The sequence below is a fragment of the Thiosulfativibrio zosterae genome (genome assembly GCF_011398155.1).
Lineage (GTDB): Bacteria > Pseudomonadota > Gammaproteobacteria > Thiomicrospirales > Thiomicrospiraceae > Thiosulfativibrio > Thiosulfativibrio zosterae.
The window spans coordinates 1,240,815-1,263,901 of record NZ_AP021888.1 but is presented as its reverse complement, the minus strand read 5'-3'; the positions used below and the strand labels follow the sequence as shown (position 1 = coordinate 1,263,901).

The following is a 23,087-nucleotide window of genomic DNA, read 5'->3' as shown; positions in this document are numbered from 1 at the left end:
TCAAAAATTAAATCCATCAAAAGCTATAATAGTGGCATTTTTAACGCTTTTAAAACTCAACCTTCTTGATTTTAAAGATAGAAAGGTTTGTTACCTAGTGGGATGTTAGTAACTATGTCGTCATCGACCAATCAAGCCAAACGCAAAATTTTAATTACCAGCGCCTTGCCTTATGCCAATGGCCCGATTCACTTGGGGCACTTGGTAGAGTATATCCAAACTGACATTTGGGCGCGTTTTCAAAAAATGCGTGGCCATAATTGTATTTATGTTTGTGCAGATGACGCTCATGGCACGCCTATTATGTTACGTGCTCAATCCGAAGGTATTACGCCTGAAGCCTTAATTGCACGAGTATCAGAAGAACACCAAACAGATTTTGCTGGTTTTAATATTGGCTTTGACCAATATCACAGCACCAACTCACCCGAAAACAAGCACTTTGCCAGTTACATTTACACCCAGTTAAAAGAACAAGGCCATATCAGCCGCAAAACCATTTCGCAGTTCTATGATCCCGAAAAAGCCATGTTCTTGCCAGACCGTTTTATTAAAGGCACTTGTCCTAAATGTGGCACTGAAGACCAATACGGTGACAACTGTGAAGCCTGTGGTGCAACCTATAGCCCCACCGAACTCATTAATCCAAAATCAGCGGTTTCTGGTGCAACCCCCATTGAAAAAGACACGGACCACCTATTCTTTGAATTGTCGCATTTTGAAGAAATGCTTAAAGACTGGACTCACAAAGGCCACTTACAAACCCAAATCGCTAATAAACTCGATGAATGGTTTGAATCTGGTTTGCGCGGATGGGATATTTCAAGAGATGCGCCCTATTTCGGATTTGAAATTCCAGGCGAAACCGACAAATACTTTTATGTTTGGCTAGATGCGCCGGTGGGTTATATGGCCAGTTTTAAAGCTTATTGCGACAAAACTGGCACAAGCTTTGATGATTTCTGGGCACAAGACTCAGATGCTGAGGTTTACCATTTTATCGGTAAAGACATCATCTACTTCCACGCGCTTTTCTGGCCTGCTATGTTGTCTGGAGCTGGTTTTAGAACCCCTAATGCCATTTTTGCGCATGGCTTCTTAACAGTTGATGGCCAAAAAATGTCTAAGTCGCGCGGCACTTTTATTATGGCCATCACCTACTTAAAACATTTAAACCCAGAATACTTACGCTATTATTTTGCTGCAAAACTCTCAAGTCGCATTGATGATATTGACTTAAACCTTGAGGATTTTGCACAACGCGTCAACTCAGACTTGGTCGGTAAAGTCGTCAATATCGCCAGCCGTTGCGCTGGGTTTGTGGTCAAAAAATTTGACGGCAAACTGGCGACTACTTGGTCTGACAGAGCCGCAGGATTGGTTGCACAAGCCGCCGCTCAAGCAGACAAAATTGCAGACCTTTACGAAGCTCGAGATTATGGTCAAGCCATGCGTGAAATTATGGCGATTGCCGATCTAGCCAATGAATACATTGACGAAACCGCGCCTTGGGTACTGGCTAAACAAGAAGGCAAAGAGGCTGAATTACATGAATCTGTCACGGTAGGTATTAACCTATTTAGAATCATCATGACTTATTTAGCGCCCGTGTTACCAGAAACCGCGGCCAAGTCAAAAGACTTTTTACAGTTGGATGTAATGGATTGGAACAGCGTCCAAACGCCCTTACTCGGCCATCAAATCAGCGCCTTTAAAGCGCTCATGCAACGCGTTGACAAAGATGCCATCGACAAAATGATAGAAGACTCTCGTCAAAGCCTTGCTGCCCCTAAAGCTACGGAAGCACCTAAAGTGGTTGCTAAATCAAAAGCTGAAAAGCCAGAAAAAACAGCATCAACTCAGGCAACTGGCTTTGAAGCGCTTGCGCCTGAGGTGACAATTGAAGACTTCTTAAAACTAGATTTGCGTGTTGCCAAAATCATCAACGCCGAAGCCGTGCCAGAAGCAGAAAAACTTTTAAAGCTCACTTTAGATTTAGGGTTTGAACAACGCCAAGTGTTTGCGGGCATTAAATCAGCCTATCAAGCTGAAGACTTAATTGGCCGCACCACCGTCATGGTCGCCAATTTAAAACCCCGAAAAATGCGTTTTGGCATGTCCGAAGGCATGGTATTAGCACCAGGACCAGGTGGGGCAGATATTTTTCTACTCACGCCTGACGAAGGCGCGTTACCAGGAATGCGTGTAAAATAAAGCGTATTTTTCATCTAACCATAACTTTTATTTAAATGTAATAAAGCAACCCATGACAGATTACCTACTCATTATTATCAGTACCGTTTTGGTCAACAACTTTGTATTGGTCAAATTTTTGGGCTTATGTCCTTTCATGGGTGTGTCCAAAAAAACAGATGCCGCTTTAGGTATGGGGCTCGCTACTACATTTGTGATGACACTTTCTTCCGTGTTGAGCTACCTCATTTACACCTACTTGCTAGAACCCTTTCACTTAGAGTTTTTGCAAACCATCGGTTTTATTTTGGCTATTGCAGCGGTCGTCGGATTTACTGAAATGGCCATTCATAAAACCAGCCCAGCGCTCTATCAAGTATTGGGTATTTATTTGCCACTCATTACCACCAATTGTGCTGTTTTGGGCGTTGCGCTGCTAAATGTTGGCGAAAAAAATAACTTTTTAGAGTCTGCATTTTACGGTTTTGGTGCTGCGGTGGGCTTCACTTTAGTCATGATATTATTTGCTTCAATTCGCGAGCGTGTTGAATACGCGGATGTACCCAAACCCTTTCGTGGCGCACCCATTGCCCTGATTACTGCCGGACTCATGTCTGTGGCCTTTATGGGCTTTGGCGGTTTGGTCAAATAAGGAACCTTATTCACCATGTTAGAAGCGCTACTCATTTTCTTAGGCTTATCACTGCTATTTGGTTTACTGCTGGGCTATGGTTCGATTCGCTTTAAAGTCGAAGGCAATCCGATTGCAGAATCCATTGATAAGGTATTGCCCCAAACCCAATGTGGACAATGCGGGTATCCGGGCTGTAAACCCTATGCCGAAGCGCTTGCTAATGGCGAGGCTGAAGTGAATTTTTGTATTCCCGGTGGCAATGAGGTGATGATTTTAATTTCTGAAATCACCCATCGTGAACCCAAAGAAATGGATGCCGTGCCAGAAGACAAACCGCGCAAAATCACCGCATTTATTGATGAAGACCTTTGCATTGGTTGTACCCACTGCATTAAAGAGTGCCCAGTGGATGCCATAATGGGCGCAACCAAACTCATGCACACCGTCATTCAACAAGAATGCACTGGCTGCGAAAAATGTATTCCGGTCTGCCCTGTGGACTGCATTGAAATGCGTCCTGAAGAAACCACACTTAAAAACTGGGCTTGGCCAAAACCTGAAGAGTCATCTTTAACAGGTGGACTAAAATGAAATATACGCCGATTGCCATCCCAAAACCCAAAAAACGCAAACCTAAATTATTGCTATGGTTTGGTGAGATTTACTCCTATTTATACCCTATGGCTAAGCGCTGGACCCACCATTTTCACGGTGGCGTTTTTCCAAAATACAATAAAGAGCTCAGCAATAGTCATCCGCTTAAGTCGGACTATATTCCACAGACTCTAACGCTACCTTTACAGCAACATGTGGGCGTCGCTGCCGAACCTTTGGTAAGTGTTGGGGAACGCGTTCTCAAAAACCAACGCATCGCCGATACCGATAAAGGGCTAAGCGCACCCATTCATGCGCCCACTTCGGGCATCATTACTGCCATTGAAAACCGTGTGATTCCGCATGTTTCTGGTATGAGTGCACCCTGTATTGTGATTACGCCAGACTTTAAAGACGAAGCCATTCACAATGCTTTAGCCGTTAATGGCGAATGGCCAGAAACCCCCGATGCGCTTAAAACCATTGTGCATAATGCCGGTATAGTCGGTATGGGTGGTGCAGGTTTTCCAACCTTTGCCAAACTGCCCAAAAAAGCTGGGCAAATTCACACACTATTAATCAATGGTGCGGAATGTGAGCCTTTTATTACCTGTGACGATCTGCTCATGCAAATCAAAGCCCAAGAAATTGTGCAAGGTGCCCTGATTGTCGCCAAGGCATTGGGCTCAACCAAAGCCATTTGTGGGATAGAGAGCAATAAACCTCAAGCCATCGCCGCCATGAAAAAAGCCGCGCAAGGCACCTTGGTTGAAATTCGTAAAGTCCCCACGGTTTATCCAATGGGCGGTCAAAAACAGCTGACTCAAGAGCTCACCGGTATCGAAATCCCAGCCCATGCCCATGCGGTTGATATCGGTTTATTGATGATGAATGTCGCCACCTATACCGCCATTTATCAAGCCGTCGTACATGGCAACCCCTTAACCTCGCGTTTTGTGACAGTTTCTGGACTGGGTCTTAATGAGCCTTACAACATAGACACCTTGTTGGGCACCTCTTTTGAAGACCTTGCCAATCAAGCAAAACCCAAAGTGGCATTAGATTACCCATTGATTATGGGCGGCCCTATGATGGGGGTAAAAATGCCCAATAATCAAGTGCCTGTGATTAAAACCACCAACTGTGTTTTGGCAAACCCTCCTGAACCGGTTGAAGAAGCTCTACCTTGTATTCGCTGTGGCGAATGTATGGATGCCTGCCCAATTAATTTATTGCCGCAACAAATGTATTGGTATGCGCGCGCTGAAGAATATCAACAGGTCGAAAAACTGAAAATTGCCGACTGTATTGAATGTGGGTGTTGCTCTTTTGTATGTCCAAGCCATATTCCATTGGTGCAGTACTATCGCCATGCCAAGGCCGAAATAAAGATTCTCAAACAAGAAGAAAAAGCCACCGAACTTGCCAAACAAAGACACGAAGCCAAACTTGCCCGTATAGAACGCGAGCAGGCAGAAAAAGAAGCGCGTTTAAAAGCCAAAAAAGAAGCTGTTAAACAACAAGCGGCTGATAAAGCTCAGGCAGAACCCGCACCGCAATCGGATAAACCCAAACCTGCCGGTGGTGCGGCCGCGGCAGCCGCTAGAGCCGCCGCTGCGCGTCAAAAAGCAGCGGGTAAAAGTCATCAGCATCCGGTCAGCGATGTTGCGCCAGGTCAAGCGACTGATTTAACTGCGCCGGTTTCTGCACCTAATACAGCAGAATCGGTAGCAACCGCAGTGCCTTCTGCCAGAGATAAAGCCATCGAAGCCGCTAAAAAGCGCGCCGCAACTAAAGCAGCTGCAGCAGTAACGCCTTCACAAACCGAAGAAGCTTCAGAATCAACAACGCCTTCTGCCATTGCCGTTAGAAAAGCAGCCATGGCAGCAGCACGCCAACATACCAAAACGCCTAATGCCGAACAATCAACAGCCAATGAACCTACTTTAGTGGATAAACGCCAAGCGGCGGTTGAGGCTGCTAAAGCCAGAGCTCTCGCCAAAAAGCAAGCCGCTGCAACACCAACGGAAGAAGCCACCGAACCATCTACCCAAATAATGGCAGAGACGGCAGAGCCAGCGGAGCCGTCATTGGTAGACAAACGCCAAGCGGCGGTTGAAGCCGCTAAAGCCAGAGCTTTGGCCAAAAAACAAGCCGCATCTCCTACAACATCAACCCCTGAAGTGGCCGAGTTATTGTCGTCTTCAGCAGATGTTAAAGCTGATTTAAGTGATGAACCTTTTGCAGAATCCACCGCTGTTGAAACTCCGTTAATGCCCACTGAGTCTGCTGCAGATAAGCGCAAAGCCGCCATGGCCGCTGCGCAACAAAAAGCTGCCGAACGCAAGGCGGCACAACTGGCCAAATCCGCCCAAGAGGACGCTTAATTGAATATTTTAAATACCTCGCCCTTCTCACACAGCGCTCACAGCGTGCAAAAAGCCATGATGCAGGTACAGATTGCCGCTATCCCTGCCATGCTGACCCACATTTACTTTTTTGGATGGGGCATTACCATTCAATGGACTTTGGCAGTCATCACCGCACTGGTGGTTGAATCGATCATGCTAAAACTTCGCGGCCGCCCTATTAAGCCTTACTTAACCGACTTTAGTGCGTTAATTACCGTGACCGGTTTGGTGTTTTGTTTGCCCCCAGAAGCGCCTTGGTGGGTCGTGGTTTCCGGCAGTGCTTTTGCTTTAATTTTTGGTAAACATCTTTATGGTGGTTTGGGCTATAACCCGTTCAACCCAGCCATGTTGGGCTTCGCGTTTTTGCTGATTTCTTTTCCGGCGCAAATGTCGGTCTGGACACTTCCCAGCAGTGTCAGCGGCGTGCATTTAGATTTTATGCACTCAATTGATTTAATCTTTTTTGGCACAACAGCTGGCATTGCCCTAGATGCCATTACCGGTGCAACGCCTTTAGGGTTTGTTAAAACCCAAGTGGCCAGCAGTGGTGGCATTGGCGACAGCTTAGGCTCAACCATTTTCAACTCGCTAGAATTAGGTGCTGGCTGGGCATGGGTAAACTTAGCCTTTTTTGTTGGGGGCTTATGGATGCTCTACACCCGCTCGATTCGTTGGCATTTTCCAGTGGCTTTTTTAGGCTCGCTGGCCTTAATGGCATTTATTTTCCATGAAATCGACCCAACCAAATATGCCTCAGTTAGTTTCCATCTGTTTTCAGGGGGCACTATGTTAGCGGCATTTTTTATTATCACCGACCCAGTCACCGCCTCAACAACCCCTCGTGGTCGTTTGGTTTATGCTGCAGGCATAGGCGTTTTATTGTATGTGATTCGTAATTGGGGCGCTTTCCCCGATGGTATTGCCTTTGCGATTTTGATTATGAATATGTGTGTCCCGCTGATTGACCAATACACTCAACCGCGTGTGTTTGGGCATGGTTTAGTGCGTAAATGATGGATTTAAAATGAGCCAACCTAATCCAATCCCCTCAAAAACCCTTTGGCAACAAATGGCCAAATCTGCTGTGTCTTTAAGCCTATTTACCTTGGTCGGTGTTGGCTTGCTCCTTGGCATCCGCTTTATCACCGCAGAACCCATTGCCATCGCGCAAAAACAAACCATCTTAGACACCTTTAATCAGGTGATGCCACCCGAAAACTATAACAACGACCCCTTACTCGATACCAAACAAATCATTGCACCTGAATTTCTAGGAACTTCTGAGCCAGTCACCCTTTATCGAGTGCGTAAAGACGGACAACCCACGGGTGTCATTTTGCAAACCATAGCCCCCGATGGTTACAGTGGGGATATTCATATCCTCATGGGCGTTTTAGCGGATGGCCGCATTGCTGGTGTGCGTGTGTTAGAGCACAAAGAAACCCCCGGGTTAGGTGACAAAATAGAAATCAAAAAATCTCAATGGATTCGCACTTTTGATGGCCGCAATTTGCGTGATGAAAATGCCCCGCGCTGGCGTGTCCGTAAAGATGGTGGTGATTTTGACCAGTTCACTGGGGCTACCATTACCCCAAGAGCGGTTGTCAAAGCCGTGCGTAATACCCTTGATTATCTCAACCAACACAGAGATGCCCTCTATGACTGAACTCACACAACCCAGCTTTTTAAAAATGAAATTGGCGGAATATCAAAAAATTGCCGAAAGCGGACTTTGGTCTAATAACCAAGCCTTAGTTGCTTTACTGGGACTCTGCCCATTGCTCGCTGTCACCAACAATACCGTTAATGGTATCGGGTTAGGCTTAGCGACCATGGCGGTTTTATTGGTATCAAATGTTTTGGTGTCGTTGATTCGTGATTATGTCTCAGATGAAATTCGCATTCCTGTTTTCATTGCAATTATTGCCTCAGCAGTGACCATTATTGATTTATTGATGAACGCTTATCTGCATACCTTACATGGCATTTTAGGGATCTTTATTCCACTCATCGTGACCAACTGCGCCATTCTTGGGCGTGCAGAAGCCTATGCCTCCAAAAACCCAGTGGATAAAGCCATAGTTGACGCGCTCTTTATGGGGCTGGGATTTGCACTCATTTTAGTATTGCTTGGCGCTGTGCGTGAGTTGATCGGCAACGGCACCTTGTTTGACCAGATGGACTTGATGTTTGGTGAAGGTGCCAAAAACATGACCTTCTATTTGAGCGAAGATTTTCACCCTGTTTTATTAGCGATTTTACCGCCGGGCGCTTTCATAGCACTGGGTCTATTTGTGGCAGCTAAAAATGCCATTGAACTGCGTAAAGCTGAGAAAAAGCAAAATGCACTGGGTATTCAAGTTGCTGTTAATCCCATCAAATAATGCTTGAACCCCATGAATAAACAAAAACGCCTTGAGATTTTTCAACGCCTATCTGAGGCGATTCCCAACCCAGAAACCGAACTCAATTACAGCAATCCGTTTGAACTCCTGATTGCAGTTATCCTGTCTGCACAAGCCACTGATAAGGGCGTCAATATTGCCACCGCTAAGTTGTTCCCCGTCGCCAACACCCCTGAAGCTATCTATGCGCTCGGCGAGGACGGACTCAAAGAATATATCAAAACCATTGGGCTGTTTAACACCAAGGGTGCCAATATTATCAAAACCTGCAAAATGCTGATTGAGCTGCACGGCTCACAAATCCCAGAAGACCGCGCTGCTCTCGAAGCCTTGCCAGGCGTTGGTAGAAAAACCACCAATGTGGTTCTGAATACCGCCTTTGGGCATCCCACCATGGCAGTAGACACCCATATTTTTAGAGTTTCCAACCGCACTAAATTGGCACCAGGCAAAAATGTGTTAGAAGTAGAAAAAGCCCTGCTTAAAAACATCCCAAAACAATACATCATTCCCGCACACCATCTTCTCATCCTACACGGACGCTACACCTGCACCGCCCGCAAACCCAGATGCGGCGCTTGTTGCATTTATGACCTATGCGAGTTCAAAGAAAAAACCGTTTAAAGGCGAAAATACAGTCCTAAAAACAACTAGGCCTGGTTGTTTTTAGAACTGTTTTATCGATTTTTAAGCATATAAAACAAAACCAGCTGCGCCAAAACTGATGACCAATATCCACATAGGCACTTTTTTTGACCTAACGGCTATTGCCGCCATCGCAATTCCAACTAGGGCATAGCTATCCCAATGTACATTGCTTAAAATTGGATGAATCCAGGCAGACAACAACAAACCAACCACGGCAGCGTTCACGCCCATGAGCGCGGCTTTAATGCCCGATTGGTTTGTCCAAGTTTGCCAATGTGGATGAATTGCTAAGGCCAATAAAAAGCCGGGTAAGAAAATCATCAGCGTGGCGAGCAAAGCGCCCATCCAAGGGGCTGAGTTCCAAAAGAGTGCGCCTAAAAAAGCAGCGATACTAAACATAGGGCCCGGCACCGCTTGTGCCGCAGCATAACCTAATAATAGGGTTTGAGAACTCACTTGATTGGCCGTAAATTGACTTTGCAACAGGGTCTCTAACAAAGGCAACACCACATGACCGCCGCCAAAAACCCAACTACCGGCTTGATAAAAAACATTCAATAACTCAAGTAATGAGCTTGCTGTTTGATTTGGCCATGACACCAGAGCCAACAGGGGTAAACCCAACCATAGCGCCAAAAAACTCCAAGCGGCGAGATTGAGTCGTATGGGGCTTTTGGATGTTGGCTTTTCAACTTCTGTCAATCCAACAACTTTAGGGTTGTGCCACAACCCAGTCAAAACCGCCGCTAAGACTAAGATGGTCAGCTGTAATGCTATGGAAGGCACAAAAATCATGGCCAGTGCAGAAAGTAACGCTAAAATTTTGGTTAGATGGGTTTGGCAAAAACTTTTACTCATGCTCCATAAAGCATCCAATACAATCACCACAATTAACCATTGCAAGCCTTGCAACACCGCCTGCCAAACATTGGGATTTAGCACATCCAAAGTCAAAGCCAAACTGAACATAATGAGAAAAGATGGCAGTGTAAAGCCTAAAAAAGCTGCCCAAGCGCCCCAAACACCACCCCGCTGCAGTCCAATTAAAAACCCTAACTGGCTTGAGGTTGGGCCTGGTAATATTTGCGCCAGCGCTAACTGTCTACCAAAGGTATCCATGTCCAACCATTGGCGTTGCTCGACAAAATGGCGCTGAAAAATCGCAATGTGCGCCGTCGGTCCACCAAAGCTAATCCAACCTAAACCCAAAAACTGCCAAAACACTTCAAGCACTGATTTCAAAATTGGCGAACTCCATTCAAAAAGATAGATTAACAAACCCACATGAAAGATTCTTTAAACTTAATCAAACCCATCAAAAATGACCAGGCCTGGTCAAATTTCAATCTGAAACTGCTCAAATAACCTTTAAATCTAGTAAACTATTATTCTTTAACTTTAGACGCAAATCCTCATTATGTTTTACACCCAAGAAAGAGACAAGCTGCGCCAATTCTATGTCGATGTTTGGCAAAAAGCTCGCAGTCATCAAACCTTAGATGCCATGGAAACTCGCATTGCTCGAGTGATTGAAATGCATCCCGAATACCATCAAATGTTGAGCAACGCGCATCACCTTGGCAATGAATATCATCCCGAAATGGGACAAACCAATCCATTCTTACACATGGGGCTACACTTGGGTTTACAAGAACAAGTGGCTTTGGATCGACCCGAAGGGATTCAAGCGATTTACCAAAAGTTGGGCCATCAATTGGGTGATGTGCATGACACTGAACACGCCATGATGGAGTGTTTGGCGGAATCTCTATGGTTGTCACAGCGAGATAATACCTTGCCAGATGAGGCGACTTACTTAACCTGCCTAAAAGGACTGATTCGTCAATGATTTCAAAAACTAAAGCCATTTTATTAATGTTATTAATAACCACTTTCAGTGGCTTTTCAAATGGTTGGGCGAGCGAAAATCCTTCAGAGAAAACGGTATTTGTCAGCGCCGCTTGGACGCAACAAAACCTAAAAAATATCAAGCTGATTGATCTAAGCAGTCAATTGGAATACCAAAAGTTTCACCTCCCTAACGCCCTTTGGGTGAATTACAAGTGGTTGATTAAACCCAAAGAAGGCATTGAGCTCAGTGGTGGCTCTGATTATATGGCGCGCGTTTTATCGCAACTGGGTATTACCCCGCAAGATACGCTGGTGCTGTATGACGGCATGGGGAATTTGGATGCCAGTCGCTTGTATTGGGAGCTTAAAAAACTGCGTCATCAAAAGGTGTATTTATTAAACGGCGGCCTGGTGAGTTGGGTTTTACAAGGCTATGCAGTGACCCAAGATTTACCTAAAATTCAGGCAGCAAATTACCCAACCCCTGCCCAAGATGATACTGCCAGTCTGACGGCAACTCAGCAACAGGTTAGCCAAGTTTTACAAAATCATCAGGCTTTGCTCATGGATACGCGCACGCTAGAAGAATACACTGGCGACCCAAAAGAGCCGCGCACAGGCCATATTCCTGGCGCTGTTTTATTTCCGTGGGATGCCAGCTTGGACAGCAAAAATGGTTTTCAACAACGCACTGATGCGCAACTGATGGAAATGCTCGCTCTAACCCAAGTGACTGATAAAAAACACCCCATCATTCTGTATTGCAATACAGCACATCGTGCCGCTCGTCTTTTTCCGATGTTAAAACACCTCGGTTTTGAGCAGGTCAGCCTGTATGATGGTTCCATTCAAGAATGGATGATTTCACCGAATAACCCTTTAAAAACTGGCATGGAGCCCTAAAATGACTGCTCGTTTCACCCCCACACTTTCCCCCTTTAAACGCGCTTTGCGTAATGCCATTATTATGTCTTTTGTGATTGGTGGCGTATTGCATTTTCAGGGTGCCCCACTCACTGAGATTTTGCTGACCGTGCTTTTTAGCTTTGCGATTATTTTGCCAGCGTTATTTTTTTCTTACCGTTTTACCGAAAATCTGCTTAAAAAAACTCAAACAATAAAGGAAAACCCCATGGATATGAACGCCACTGGTATTCAAGTTGGGCAAGCCGCCCCAAATTTTTCACAACCCAATCAACACCAAAAAATGGTTACGCTTAATGATTTTGCGGGCAAAAACCTAGTGCTGTATTTTTACCCCAAAGACGACACCCCCGGTTGTACGATTGAAGCCAATGACTTTACCGCTTTGGCGGCTGAGTTTAATGAAGCCAATACTGCCGTGGTGGGTGTAAGCAAAGACAGCTGTTCGAGCCATTTAGACTTTATTGAAAAGTTTGATTTGGGCATAGATTTACTAGCCGACACCGAAGGCACCTTATGTGAAGCCTATGATGTGTGGCGTGAAAAAGAGAAAAATGGCGTTAAGAAAATGGGCATCGTGCGTTCCACTTTTGTCATCAATGCAATGGGCACCGTGGTCTATGCCGAATATGGTGTTGACCCTAGCGACCATGCACAAGCCATGCTTAATTTCGTGAAAGGTTTGTAATCTCTCGCAAAAACTGACTTTCATGCTTTAAACTAGCTATATCAATATGATTCTAGTTTTATCCCAACCAAGGGGGAAAGCATGAAAACCACCGATCAATATGCATCGCAGCCTATTGAAAGCACCCTGCAAGAACTCAATACTTCCGAGTCCACCGGACTCTCCCAAACCGAAGCGCAACAACGCTTGTCACAATTCGGTTTCAACGAAATTCAAACCCATGAAGTCTCTTTTTTAAAACGCCTGTTGCAACGCTTTTGGGGCCCTATACCATGGATGATTGAAGTCGCTGCCCTGCTGTCCGCCATCGCAAATAAGTGGGAAGATTTTGCCATTATTATGGTGCTGTTGCTGGTCAACGGCCTATTAGACTTCTTACAAGAACACCGTGCACTGAATGCCTTAAAGGTGCTAAAAAGCAGTTTAGCCACACAAACCACCGCTCTTCGTGATGGCAAATTTATCGAGATTCCCAGCCGCGAGTTGGTACCCGGCGACCTGATTCAACTGCGTATCGGCGATATGATTCCTGCCGATGTGCAATTAGTGTCTGGCGACTATTTAATGATTGACGAATCCGCCCTCACCGGTGAATCTTTGCCTGTCAATAAACAATCTCAAGAAGTCGCTTATGCCAATACGGTGGTCAAACAAGGTCAAATGATGGCCGTCATTATACATACCGCCGCTCAAACCCGCTTTCATTCTGTGGTGGCTCTGATCACCAAAACCCAACAATCTGAAACCAGCCATTTTCAGAAAATGGTATTGCAAATTGGGCATTTTTTAATCGCCCTCACTGTCTTTTTAGCGATGATTATTATTTTAGTGTCACTGAGTCGGGGCGATCCCATTGGCGATATTTTGCGCTTTGTATTGGTGCTCACCGTTGCCTCTATTCCCGTGGCATTACCCGCAGTGCTATCCGTCACCATGGCGGTGGGAGCCATGAATCTTGCCAAACGCCAAGCCATAGTCTCTAAGCTAACGGCCATTGAAGAACTGGCCGGTATTGATATCTTCTGCTCCGATAAAACGGGAACATTAACCCAAAACAAAATGCAAGTTTCTAGCCCTGTCTTAGCTGAGGGCAAAACCGAGCTAGACCTGTTTGCCAATGCACTCATGGCTTCTAAACTGGAAAACCACGACCCGATTGAACAGCCCCTATTTCAATATGCCCAAAGCCAATTACCCGAATTGAACCACCTGGCTTATCGGCAACAAAAATTCACCCCTTTTAACCCCAATGACAAATTCACCAAAGCCAGTTACACTTTTGAAGTGCGCAGTTTTGTGGCTTATAAAGGCGCGCCGCAAGTGATTTTAAATCGCTGTACGCTCACCAATGAAGTTCGCAACCTCATGCAACTGCACATAGACAGTCTTGCCAGCCAAGGGTATCGAACCCTAGCCGTTGCTTGTCAAAGTGATGAACCCGACGCGACTCTTGAACTGATTGGTTTAATTCCACTGTATGATCCACCCAGAGAAGACTCTAAAGAAACCATAGACTTAATTGAATCTCGCGGGGTTCAAGTCAAAATGGTTACTGGTGACAACCTAGCCATTGCCCAAGAAATTGGGCGCTTACTCGGATTAGAAGGCGCCAGTCTCAAAGCCTCAAAACTCAGCGGTGGCGGCAGTCAGGTCTTGTTAGAACTGGCCGAGTTTTTAACCCAAGCCATCTATCAAACCCTGGATACTGAGGCGACCGAAACCCAAGCCAAACATTTTGCCGGTAAAGTCATTCAACAACTCAATCAACTCTATGACACCACTCGCTTAGACCGCGAGTTTTTGTCAGAACATCAATCCGCCTTGGTGGCTTTGATTGAAAGAACCGAAATTTTTGCCGAAGTCATTCCCGAAGACAAATTCAAAATTGTCGATACACTGCAACGCGGCGGCCATTTTGTGGGCATGACGGGGGATGGGGTGAATGATGCCCCTGCGCTTAAAAAGGCCGATTGCGGTATTGCGGTGTCTGGGGCAACGGATGCAGCCCGCGCTTCTGCCGACATTATTCTTACCCAACCCGGATTATCGATTATTAACGATGCCATTACTCAAGCACGCGAAACCTTTGAGCGTATGCGCACCTATGCCACTTTTCGGATTGCAGAAACCATTCGACTGATTTTGTTTATGACACTGTCGATCGTGATTTTTAATTTCTATCCGATCACCGCCATCATGGTCATTATGCTGGCATTGTTAAATGACTTGCCGATTCTCGCGATTGCTTATGACCAAGTAAAAGTCAGCAATACCCCGGTTAGATGGCGCATGAGTCGTATGCTGACCCTATCTACCACTTTAGGCATTACGGGTGTAATTTCTTCATTTTTATTGTTTTTTACTTTGCAACATCTCAATTTTGCCGAGGACATTATTCAATCGATGATTTTCCTAAAACTGGTGGTGGCAGGTCATTTTACGCTGTGGATTTTGCGCTCTGAAGGCTGGTTTTGGGAAAAACCCTTCCCATCACCATGGCTGTTCAGCGCCATTTTGGGCACTGAAATCCTCGGCACGCTGTTTGCCGTGTATGGAATTTTTATTGCGCCGATCAGCTGGGAAATGGCTGGATTCATTTGGCTCTATGCCTTGATTTGGATGTTTATCAACGATGCAGTCAAAATTGCGGTGCTTAAATTTTTAGATCGCCACTTTCCCAAAGCCAGCTTCGCACAACCATCCGTAGGAGTTTAATATGAACGAACAGTCAACAAAAACCCAACCCAGCTTTCAATATGTGCGATTCTTTAATCAAATCGGGATTAACGATGTACCTTTAGTGGGCGGCAAAAATGCCTCTTTGGGTGAAATGTATCAAGCCCTTACGCCGCAAGGCGTGCGAGTGCCAAATGGCTTTGCTATTACCGCCGAAGCCTATCGTGCCTTGCTCACTGAAAATAATCTGTGGCAAGACTTACACGCTATTTTAGACCCACTAGAAGAAGACAATCCGCAAGACCTCGCCCTGCGTGGTAACCAAGCCAGAACGCTGATTTTTAATGCGCCCTTTCCCGAAAAGCTCACCCAAGAAATTTTGCAGGCTCATCAACAACTCTGTGACGAATTTAATGGTGAGCTAAGTTTGGCAATCCGCAGTTCGGCCACTGCGGAAGATTTGCCCACGGCCAGTTTTGCAGGACAGCAAGACACCTATTTAAATGTTACAGGCGAAGCGGCATTGCTTAATGCTTGCAAACGCTGTTTTGCCAGTTTGTTTACCGACCGCGCCATTCACTACCGGATTGATCAAGGGTTCGACCACTTTAGTATTGGGCTGTCGATTGCCGTACAAAAAATGGTGCGCTCTGATTTAGCGGCATCGGGCGTCATGTTTTCAATTGATACCGAAACAGGTTTTCAAGAGGCCGTCTTTATCACCGGCGCTTATGGATTGGGCGAAAATGTGGTGCAGGGTGCTGTTGACCCAGACGAGTTTTATGTACACAAACCCACCTTTAAATTGGGCTATCGCGGCATTTTAAAACGCCACTTAGGCGCCAAAAAAATCAAAATGGTTTATGCGGCTGACACCACCAAAAGCCCCGTGCGCAACATTCCTACCAGCAGCAAAGAACAACAACAATTTTGTATCAGCGATGCCGATGTATTGGTATTAGCAGACTATGCTATTCGCATTGAAGACTATTATTCCGAACTGGCTGGACATCGCAAGCCAATGGATATGGAATGGGCAAAAGATGGGCTAGACGGTCATCTCTATATTGTGCAAGCGCGTCCAGAAACCGTAACCTCACAAACGCAAATTAATCAACTGATTAGCTATGAAATTGAAGTCCCCGAAGGCTCTAAAGTACTCACTACTGGCCGAGCCGTTGGACAAAAAGTGGCACAAGGTCAGGTGCAAGTGATTAGCGATGTGACCTATATTCACCAATTCGTCCCTGGCAATATCTTGGTTTCAGACATCACCACCCCCGATTGGGAGCCCATCATGAAATTGGCTTCGGCACTCATCACCAATCGTGGAGGCCGTACTTGCCATGCTGCCATTATTGCCCGGGAACTGGGCATTCCTGCGATAGTCGGCTGTGGCGATGCCACAGAATCTTTACAAGACAATCCTTTTGTAACGGTTTCTTGCTCGGAAGGTGAAATTGGTCAGGTGTATTCTGGGCATATTCCTTTTAGAATTATCGAAACCAACCTCACAGATTTGGGCACGCCCAATACTGAAATTCAAATCAATCTCGCCAATCCCGATATGGCGTTTCGCACCAGCTTTCTACCTAACCAAGGCGTGGGACTGGCGCGCATGGAATTTATCATCAACCAAGCGATACAAGTGCACCCTTTAGCCTTGTTACACCCAGAACAGGTGCTCGATGAAACCGAACAGGCCAATATTCGGCAGCGTATTTTGGGCTTTAAATCGGGTGGCGACTATTTTATTCAACACCTCAGCGAAGGCATAGCCACGCTCAGTGCGGCGTTTTACCCCAAACCTGTGATTTTGCGACTTTCTGATTTTAAGTCCAATGAATATGCCAGCTTAATTGGTGGAAAGAGTTTTGAACCTGAAGAAGAAAACCCCATGATTGGTTTTAGAGGCGCATCACGCTACAGTTCTGCCCTGTTTGAGCCTGCCTTTGCCCTAGAGTGCCAAGCCATTAAAAATGTGCGTGAGCAATTTGGGCTGACCAATATGCACATAATGATTCCGTTTGTGCGCCGAGTGGCTGAGGCAAAACAAACCATCGGCACCCTGTCTAAATATGGCTTGCGCCGCGGTGAAAACGGCCTTAAAGTTTACATGATGTGTGAAATACCCAATAATGTGCTCGAAATTGATAATTTTGCGCCCTACTTTGACGGCATATCGATTGGTACCAATGATTTAACGCAATTGGTATTAGGCGTTGACCGAGATTCAGACTTAGTGGCTTATGATTATGATGAACGAGATGCCGGGGTTTTAAAAATGATTCAATGGGCCATCGAAGGCGCTAAACGCAACGGACTGCATTCAGGTGTCTGTGGTCAAGCGCCATCCGACTACCCAGAAATTGCTCAAAAATTGGTTGAGATGGGCGTTAACTCCATCAGCCTAAACCCCGACAGTGTGATTAAAACCACCCAACTCGTGCTTAACTTAGAAGCCAAGCTAGCCAAACAGGAGCCCTAATGGACTTATTAACTCGACTCTTTTTATACGGAGGCGCTGCCTTAGCTGCCATCTTTTTAATGGTTGCCCTGATGACCTTGTCACATTCCACCAACGGACAACTGACCGTTGAAGGCGTATCCGAGATGTCAGACGCCATGCAATCATTCTACGAGTTGATTCGCTGGTTTGTTTACCCTTGGATGGCGGTTGCTCTCGCGGTATTTGTGAGATTTTTATATCGGACTTTTAAATAAACCGTTTATTTTGTCACTCTGCTCAATCAACAAACCCCAGTTTCATGGGGTTTTCAGTGCGGGACATATGTCCTAAACATCATTTACCCTACCATTTACAGTGAATTAAGACATTCCACCGATGTTAAGTATCGGAATTGAAGGTTAAGCTAATAACCAAGTCAAACCTACAAAGGAATTCACTGATGAAAAACCCATTTAAAAAAACTCTGCTCTCAAGTTTACTCTTGAGCAGTCTATTTCTCGTTGGATGCGGCGGAGCATCTGAATCTGAATCTACATCAGAATCTGATTCCGACACTTATGAATCCTCCACTTCTTTAGACAACCTAAACACCCTTACGACCAATGATTTGCGCAGTGTTACCGAAGATACCAGCTTACCCATTCAAGCCAAACTTTTAGCGTCTCAGTGTGCCCAGTGTCATGGCACTTATGGAATTTCAGTGACCGGCATTGACAGCATCATTAATGAGGCAGATGAGTTTATTGAAGAAATGGCTGAGTATCGCAGCAAAACCAGCCATATTATGTATCCTCATGCGCTTGCCTATAGCGATGCAGAATTAACTCTGATGAGCCAATATTTTATGGGGCTTAGTGGAACGGCCATCACTTCAGGAGATCGTGACGATGATTAATCTCAACCGCAGACAATTTTTACTGGGCAGCCTAGCGGCTAGCATAAGCTTAGCTTTAACTAAACCAGCGGTCGCCGCTACTCCAAGAGTGGTGGTGGTTGGGGGCGGATTTGCGGGTGCAACGGCTGCTAAATATTTAAAACTTTGGGGGGCAAATAATGTAGAAGTGATTTTGGTTGAACCCAATGCCAGCTATATTTCGCCCATCTTAAGCAACCTAGTCGTCACCGGACAAATGTCTTTAAGCAGCCTAACCTTTAGCTACACCCAGTTACTCAGCTATGGCATTACCCATGAACAAGACTCGGTTAAAACCATCGATAAAACAGGCAAAATTCTTTATTTAGAATCTGGCAAACAACTGACCTATGACCGTTTAATTCTAGCCCCCGGAATGGAGCTTGAAGCCATTACCGGATTAGACAATAACCTTGTACCCCATGCCTGGAAAGCTGGCCCGCAAACGACCCTGCTTCAAGAGCAATTGTCAGCCATGAATGCCGGCGATACTTTTGTGATGACCATACCCAAAGCACCTTATCGCTGCCCACCAGGACCTTATGAGCGTGCGTGCGTGGTGGCCGATTATTTGGCTCGAAACAAACCTGGGTCAAAAGTCATCGTATTAGACGCAAATGCCAATATCATTGTCGAAGAAACAACTTTCAGTGCGCAATTTGCAAACTATGGCATTACCTATGTGCCAAACAGCACGGTGACCTCTGTCGACTCCACTGCAAAATCTGTCACCGTTGACCAAAATGGCACGCCTAAAACTTATATGGCTAAGGTATTAAATGTCATTCCCAATCAAACAGCCGGACAAATTATCCTCGACAGTGGTCTTGCGAATGACAGCAGTGGCAAATGGGCCATGGTTAATCCACTGAGTTATGAGTCCACTGCAGCAGCCAATATTCATGTCATCGGCGATAGCCAAGCCACCAGCCAACCCAAAGCAGGACACATTGCCAACTCTGAAGCCAAAGTGTGTGCCTTAGCTGTATTGCAATTATTGGCAGGTGGTCAACCTTATAGTCAGCCGGTTACCAACTCTGCTTGTTACAGCCCGCTCTCCAGCACAACAGCTACCTGGTTAAGCGGCGTGTATCGTTACAACGCCACCACGCAAACCATGGACTTACAAGTAGTCAAAAGTGCGCCAACGCCTTCGACCCAATATTTCTCTGAAATGCGGGATTGGGCGGGTAATCTGTTTGCAGATACTTTTAAGTAGTCATCTTGCAATAGTCACCTTTAAAACAAAAAGCCCGCGGGTTCAAAACCAACCAGCGGGCTTTTTTAACATTTGGCATAAAGCTTTTAAGATTTAATTGGGCTCAGGCACCTGCAATAAATCTTCAAAGAAAAATGCCACTAATTCATGACGCCCAGACACTTGGGCTTTTTTGTACAAGTTAGAGGCATGTTGACGAACTGTTTTTTCAGAAGAGTTTCGCACACTGGCAATTTGATCTAAAGATAAGCCTTTCAGCAATAACAATGACACTTCTTTTTCACTTGGGGTGAGTTGCCATTCATCAAATTGTTGCTGAATCACCACGGATAATTCACCCATCAATTTGCGAGTATGTGCCTGAGTTTCTGTAAGATCGGTTTGAATGCGTTGCATTTTGGTCATCAACTGGCGATTCGCTTTCTGTTGCTGCCAACTAGAAAACCATAAAATACCAAACGCAAAAACTGCCAGCAAAGCAACCAAGAGTTCTACCGTTAAATGGGTGTCAAACACCCCTTCACTCATGAAGTCGCCCACAATGTCGATGAATGTCATTAAAAAGATAAACATAAACATCCACAGACTAAAGCGTAACACATTCATTGAGAATCCCCTCCTGATAACACCCATAAAACGGTTGAACTGATTAAACTTAAATAATTGATTCTAAATCCCTTTAAGGAAATTCTCCAAGTCCGCTTGGTTAGCAAAATGCAAAGTTTTGACCACCTCTAATTGATTGAGTTGATAAACATTCACGGCATTTTCTTGGGTTGGCCAGTCTTGCGTACCCTCGCCTTCTTTATCTAAAGCAATTGGAAAACCATAATCACGCATTTTGGGAATGGCAAACATCTTAGAAATAAACGACGGCATTTTGTGAATGTCGGCAACATACAAAAGATGTTTTGAGTCCAGCGTGGCTTCATTAAATTCTAACTTGGCAAAAGTCTCTTTCACCCAATTACCACCATCTTTGGTGGTCGAAAAAATGACCCATTGCGTTTGAGCATCTAAAGACAGGGTTTGATCAAACTGCGTTTCAAAACTTTGTGGCTTTAACTGAAGCGCATCCGCTATCGCAGTTTGAGAAAACAAAACCGCACCACTGAGCAGGGTTGCATACATTAATTTTTTAAATACCATGATTAAACTCCTTTGCTTAAAATAAAAAACATTCTAAGGCACAAAGAAGTAAACCATAACGCATAAAGCTGAATAGAAACTGAAGATGAGGAAAAAATTAGATTTTAGGCAGTCTTTCTAAAATATTAATCTGATGTGATTGTGGAACAGGACACTAACGAACTTGCCATTTAAAAATATCGAGCAATAACAAATGATCTTTGTGAATTTTGTAGATAAGCGTGTATCCCTGATGAATCAAATCTCGATAGGACGGATCGTCCATATAACGCGATGCCCTGCAAAGGTAAGGTTGTGTGAGCACAAGATTTAATTTTGCTTGTAATTCCTTTTCAAACCCCAAAGCAGCATAAGGATTATCGAGGGCAATATATTTCAAAATCATTTGTAATTGTTGAATATAAAAACGGGTTTTGATCATTCTCATCGAATTAAACCCAATTCCTTGGCAAAAAAAGCATCCATTTCCTGTTCATATTCTTCGTCAGACAAGACATAACTCAATTCTGATTCACGAACACGGCTAGCAACTTCTGCATGACTCTCCAAGGTAATGGCATTTTTTAAGGCTGCTTTTTGCTCCTCTAATACTTGCTGTTGTTGCAAATAATTCATTATGCCTGTTCGTGCTAAGTGAGATTTATTTTGGTTGAGCACTTTTGAAAAGTGTTCAAGCAATGCATCTGCCTCATCATCTAACCGAATGGTAAGTGACCCCATAACGACCTAGCCTCCATAAAATCTCAATGTAAGACAGTGTAATACAACCTTTTGAATTGAGCAATAAAAAACCCGCCGATTTGCATCGCGGGTTTAATCAAATTGAGTGCTTAAAACAGGCTAAAAATCATCTAAATTCAACTATGCCTGGTTGTTTTTAGGTTGTTTTTAGGGCGTTTTAAGCCTAATTAGGAACTTTAACCTAGCTCTATATAAGAGGTTTCTTGCGCAACAAACTCGTCCCCGACAGGCTCGGCCCAAAGGTCGTATTCGTCGGCGGCAAACACTTTGACCGTGACAAAATCTCCTGGGTTAAGATGTTGAGCATCGGGAATAAACACCAGCCCATCAATTTCTGGGGCATCGGCCTGCGAACGGCAAATAGCGCCTTCATCGTCCACTTCATCCACCAGAACCTGAATAACCGTACCAATTTTTGCATTCATTTTATTGGCGCTGATGACTTGCTGAGTTTCCATAAAACGCTCATAACGATCTTGCTTAACCTCATCAGGCACAGGCGGTGCTAAATCATTAGCAACCGCACCCGTGACTGGCGAATATTGAAAGCAACCCACGCGATCTAGTTGCGCTTCTTCTAAGAAATCGAGCAAGTCTTGGAATTCTTCTTCCGTTTCACCTGGGAAGCCGACAATAAAAGTGGAACGGATGGTTAAATTAGGCACAGCTTCACGCCATTTTTTGATGCGCTCTAGGGTTTGTTCCACATTGCCCGGACGCTTCATGGCTTTTAAAATTCGCGGATTGGCATGCTGCAATGGCATATCCAAATAAGGCAAAATTTTACCTGCCGCCATTAAAGGAATCACTTCCTCAACATTCGGGTAAGGATAAACATAATGCAAGCGAACCCAAAACTCATCCACACCACCCAATTCACCCAAGGCTTCGCTTAAGCCAACCATTGAGGTTTTGGTGGGACGCCCTTCGGCAAATTCGGTTTTGTATTTAACATCCACACCATAAGCGGCCGTGTCTTGTGAAACCACCAACAACTCTTTAACACCAGCGGCTTTTAAACGCTTGGCCTCGGCAATCACATCCCCCACCGAGCGGCTAACCAAATCACCACGCATAGAAGGAATAATGCAGAAAGTACAACGGTGGTTACAGCCTTCAGATATTTTTAAATAGGCATAATGCTTAGGGGTGAGCTTAATACCCTGGGGCGGCACTAAATCCACAAATGGGTTATGCGGCGGTGGTGCTATGGCATCATGCACCGCATTCAATACTTCTTGATACGCCGCTGGCCCAGAAACCGCTAACACTTTGGGATGCACATTGGTAATTTCTTCAGAACGCGCGCCTAAACAACCCGTTACGATAACCTTGCCATTTTCTTCTAAGGCTTCACCAATGGTGTCTAAAGATTCTTGCACTGCACTGTCTATAAAGCCGCAAGTATTCACAATCACGGCATCGGCATCTTCATAAGAATTGGTCAGTTCATAGCCTTCGGTGCGTAATTGGGTCAAAATTCGTTCGGAATCCACCGTTGCTTTGGGGCAACCCAAACTGACAATACCGACCGTAGGTTTTTGTTTACTCATAAAAATCTCTTAATAAAA

22 protein-coding genes are annotated in these 23,087 nt (G+C 45.1%); 16 read left to right on the top strand and 6 right to left on the bottom strand.

The genetic code is table 11. The features are described 5' to 3' along the window. The first annotated feature begins 114 nt into the window (after nucleotides 1–114). The 8 genes from metG to nth are packed head-to-tail and all read left to right on the top strand — an operon-like array spanning nucleotide 115 to nucleotide 8,861. Nucleotides 115–2,214 carry a methionine--tRNA ligase gene (gene metG, locus THMIRH_RS05720; protein ID WP_173292402.1) on the top strand — a complete coding sequence of 700 codons (2,100 nt, stop codon included), beginning with the start codon at nucleotides 115–117 and terminating at the stop codon, nucleotides 2,212–2,214. Between the two features lie 52 nt (nucleotides 2,215–2,266). Further along, nucleotides 2,267–2,845, top strand: a complete 579-nt coding sequence (gene rsxA, locus THMIRH_RS05715) for an electron transport complex subunit RsxA (RefSeq protein WP_173291189.1) — start codon at nucleotides 2,267–2,269, stop codon at nucleotides 2,843–2,845. 15 nt (nucleotides 2,846–2,860) lie between these two features. After that, entirely contained in the window at nucleotides 2,861–3,418 is a 558-nt protein-coding gene (rsxB, locus tag THMIRH_RS05710; RefSeq protein ID WP_173291188.1) for an electron transport complex subunit RsxB, read from the top strand. Then, nucleotides 3,415–5,808, top strand: a complete 2,394-nt coding sequence (gene rsxC, locus THMIRH_RS05705; RefSeq protein ID WP_173291187.1) for an electron transport complex subunit RsxC — start codon at nucleotides 3,415–3,417, stop codon at nucleotides 5,806–5,808. The genes rsxB and rsxC overlap by 4 nt, the downstream gene beginning before the upstream one ends. Further along, nucleotides 5,809–6,846, top strand: coding sequence for an electron transport complex subunit RsxD (rsxD, locus tag THMIRH_RS05700; RefSeq protein WP_173291186.1), 1,038 nt, complete (start codon nucleotides 5,809–5,811; stop codon nucleotides 6,844–6,846). It abuts the gene before it with no gap. 10 nt (nucleotides 6,847–6,856) lie between these two features. After that, entirely contained in the window at nucleotides 6,857–7,498 is a 642-nt protein-coding gene (gene rsxG / locus THMIRH_RS05695) for an electron transport complex subunit RsxG (RefSeq protein WP_173291185.1), read from the top strand. Then, nucleotides 7,491–8,216, top strand: coding sequence for an electron transport complex subunit E (locus tag THMIRH_RS05690; RefSeq protein WP_243831512.1), 726 nt, complete (start codon nucleotides 7,491–7,493; stop codon nucleotides 8,214–8,216). Before rsxG ends, THMIRH_RS05690 begins: the two co-directional genes overlap by 8 nt. Before the next feature lie 12 nt (nucleotides 8,217–8,228). Continuing rightward, nucleotides 8,229–8,861 carry an endonuclease III gene (gene nth, locus THMIRH_RS05685; RefSeq protein ID WP_173291184.1) on the top strand — a complete coding sequence of 211 codons (633 nt, stop codon included), beginning with the start codon at nucleotides 8,229–8,231 and terminating at the stop codon, nucleotides 8,859–8,861. A 63-nt stretch (nucleotides 8,862–8,924) separates the two neighbouring features. Here the strand turns inward: nth and chrA are convergent, their stop codons facing one another. After that, the gene (chrA, locus tag THMIRH_RS05680) at nucleotides 8,925–10,118 is read right to left on the bottom strand and encodes a chromate efflux transporter (RefSeq protein ID WP_173292400.1); all 1,194 of its coding nucleotides are present in this window, start codon (nucleotides 10,116–10,118) and stop codon (nucleotides 8,925–8,927) included. Between the two features lie 184 nt (nucleotides 10,119–10,302). On the opposite strand from chrA, the gene THMIRH_RS05675 reads away from it, so the two are divergent. The 8 genes from THMIRH_RS05675 to THMIRH_RS05640 all read left to right on the top strand — a co-directional run bounded on the left by THMIRH_RS05675 (nucleotide 10,303) and on the right by THMIRH_RS05640 (nucleotide 19,626). Continuing rightward, on the top strand, nucleotides 10,303–10,734 hold the full coding sequence (locus THMIRH_RS05675; protein ID WP_173291183.1) for a DUF1841 family protein: 432 nt from the start codon (nucleotides 10,303–10,305) through the stop codon (nucleotides 10,732–10,734). After that, nucleotides 10,731–11,639, top strand: coding sequence for a sulfurtransferase (locus THMIRH_RS05670; protein ID WP_173291182.1), 909 nt, complete (start codon nucleotides 10,731–10,733; stop codon nucleotides 11,637–11,639). Before THMIRH_RS05675 ends, THMIRH_RS05670 begins: the two co-directional genes overlap by 4 nt. Nucleotide 11,640: 1 nt before the next feature. Further along, complete coding sequence (locus THMIRH_RS05665) at nucleotides 11,641–12,348, top strand: peroxiredoxin (RefSeq protein ID WP_243831511.1); 708 nt, start codon at nucleotides 11,641–11,643, stop codon at nucleotides 12,346–12,348. Nucleotides 12,349–12,429: 81 nt separating this feature from the next. Then, a complete protein-coding gene (locus tag THMIRH_RS05660) occupies nucleotides 12,430–15,063 on the top strand; it encodes a plasma-membrane proton-efflux P-type ATPase (protein WP_173291181.1) in 2,634 nt (877 codons plus the stop codon). A 1-nt stretch (nucleotide 15,064) separates the two neighbouring features. Then, on the top strand, nucleotides 15,065–17,512 hold the full coding sequence (gene ppsA / locus THMIRH_RS05655; RefSeq protein WP_173291180.1) for a phosphoenolpyruvate synthase: 2,448 nt from the start codon (nucleotides 15,065–15,067) through the stop codon (nucleotides 17,510–17,512). Next, nucleotides 17,512–17,748 carry a hypothetical protein gene (locus THMIRH_RS05650; RefSeq protein WP_173291179.1) on the top strand — a complete coding sequence of 79 codons (237 nt, stop codon included), beginning with the start codon at nucleotides 17,512–17,514 and terminating at the stop codon, nucleotides 17,746–17,748. The genes ppsA and THMIRH_RS05650 overlap by 1 nt, the downstream gene beginning before the upstream one ends. Before the next feature lie 185 nt (nucleotides 17,749–17,933). Next, the gene (locus THMIRH_RS05645) at nucleotides 17,934–18,389 is read left to right on the top strand and encodes a c-type cytochrome (protein ID WP_173291178.1); all 456 of its coding nucleotides are present in this window, start codon (nucleotides 17,934–17,936) and stop codon (nucleotides 18,387–18,389) included. Next, entirely contained in the window at nucleotides 18,382–19,626 is a 1,245-nt protein-coding gene (locus THMIRH_RS05640) for an NAD(P)/FAD-dependent oxidoreductase (RefSeq protein ID WP_173291177.1), read from the top strand. The genes THMIRH_RS05645 and THMIRH_RS05640 overlap by 8 nt, the downstream gene beginning before the upstream one ends. A 93-nt stretch (nucleotides 19,627–19,719) precedes the next feature. On the opposite strand, the gene THMIRH_RS05635 is transcribed toward THMIRH_RS05640, so the two are convergent. The 5 genes from THMIRH_RS05635 to rimO form a co-directional block, all read right to left on the bottom strand. Beyond that, entirely contained in the window at nucleotides 19,720–20,232 is a 513-nt protein-coding gene (locus THMIRH_RS05635) for a helix-turn-helix transcriptional regulator (RefSeq protein WP_243831510.1), read from the bottom strand. A 63-nt stretch (nucleotides 20,233–20,295) separates the two neighbouring features. Then, nucleotides 20,296–20,775, bottom strand: a complete 480-nt coding sequence (locus tag THMIRH_RS05630; protein ID WP_173291176.1) for a hypothetical protein — start codon at nucleotides 20,773–20,775, stop codon at nucleotides 20,296–20,298. Between the two features lie 154 nt (nucleotides 20,776–20,929). Beyond that, nucleotides 20,930–21,202 carry a type II toxin-antitoxin system RelE/ParE family toxin gene (locus THMIRH_RS05625; RefSeq protein ID WP_173291175.1) on the bottom strand — a complete coding sequence of 91 codons (273 nt, stop codon included), beginning with the start codon at nucleotides 21,200–21,202 and terminating at the stop codon, nucleotides 20,930–20,932. Next, complete coding sequence (locus THMIRH_RS05620; RefSeq protein ID WP_173291174.1) at nucleotides 21,199–21,495, bottom strand: hypothetical protein; 297 nt, start codon at nucleotides 21,493–21,495, stop codon at nucleotides 21,199–21,201. The genes THMIRH_RS05625 and THMIRH_RS05620 overlap by 4 nt, the downstream gene beginning before the upstream one ends. Before the next feature lie 197 nt (nucleotides 21,496–21,692). Continuing rightward, a complete protein-coding gene (gene rimO, locus THMIRH_RS05615; RefSeq protein WP_198415251.1) occupies nucleotides 21,693–23,069 on the bottom strand; it encodes a 30S ribosomal protein S12 methylthiotransferase RimO in 1,377 nt (458 codons plus the stop codon). Between the last annotated feature and the right edge of the window lie 18 nt (nucleotides 23,070–23,087).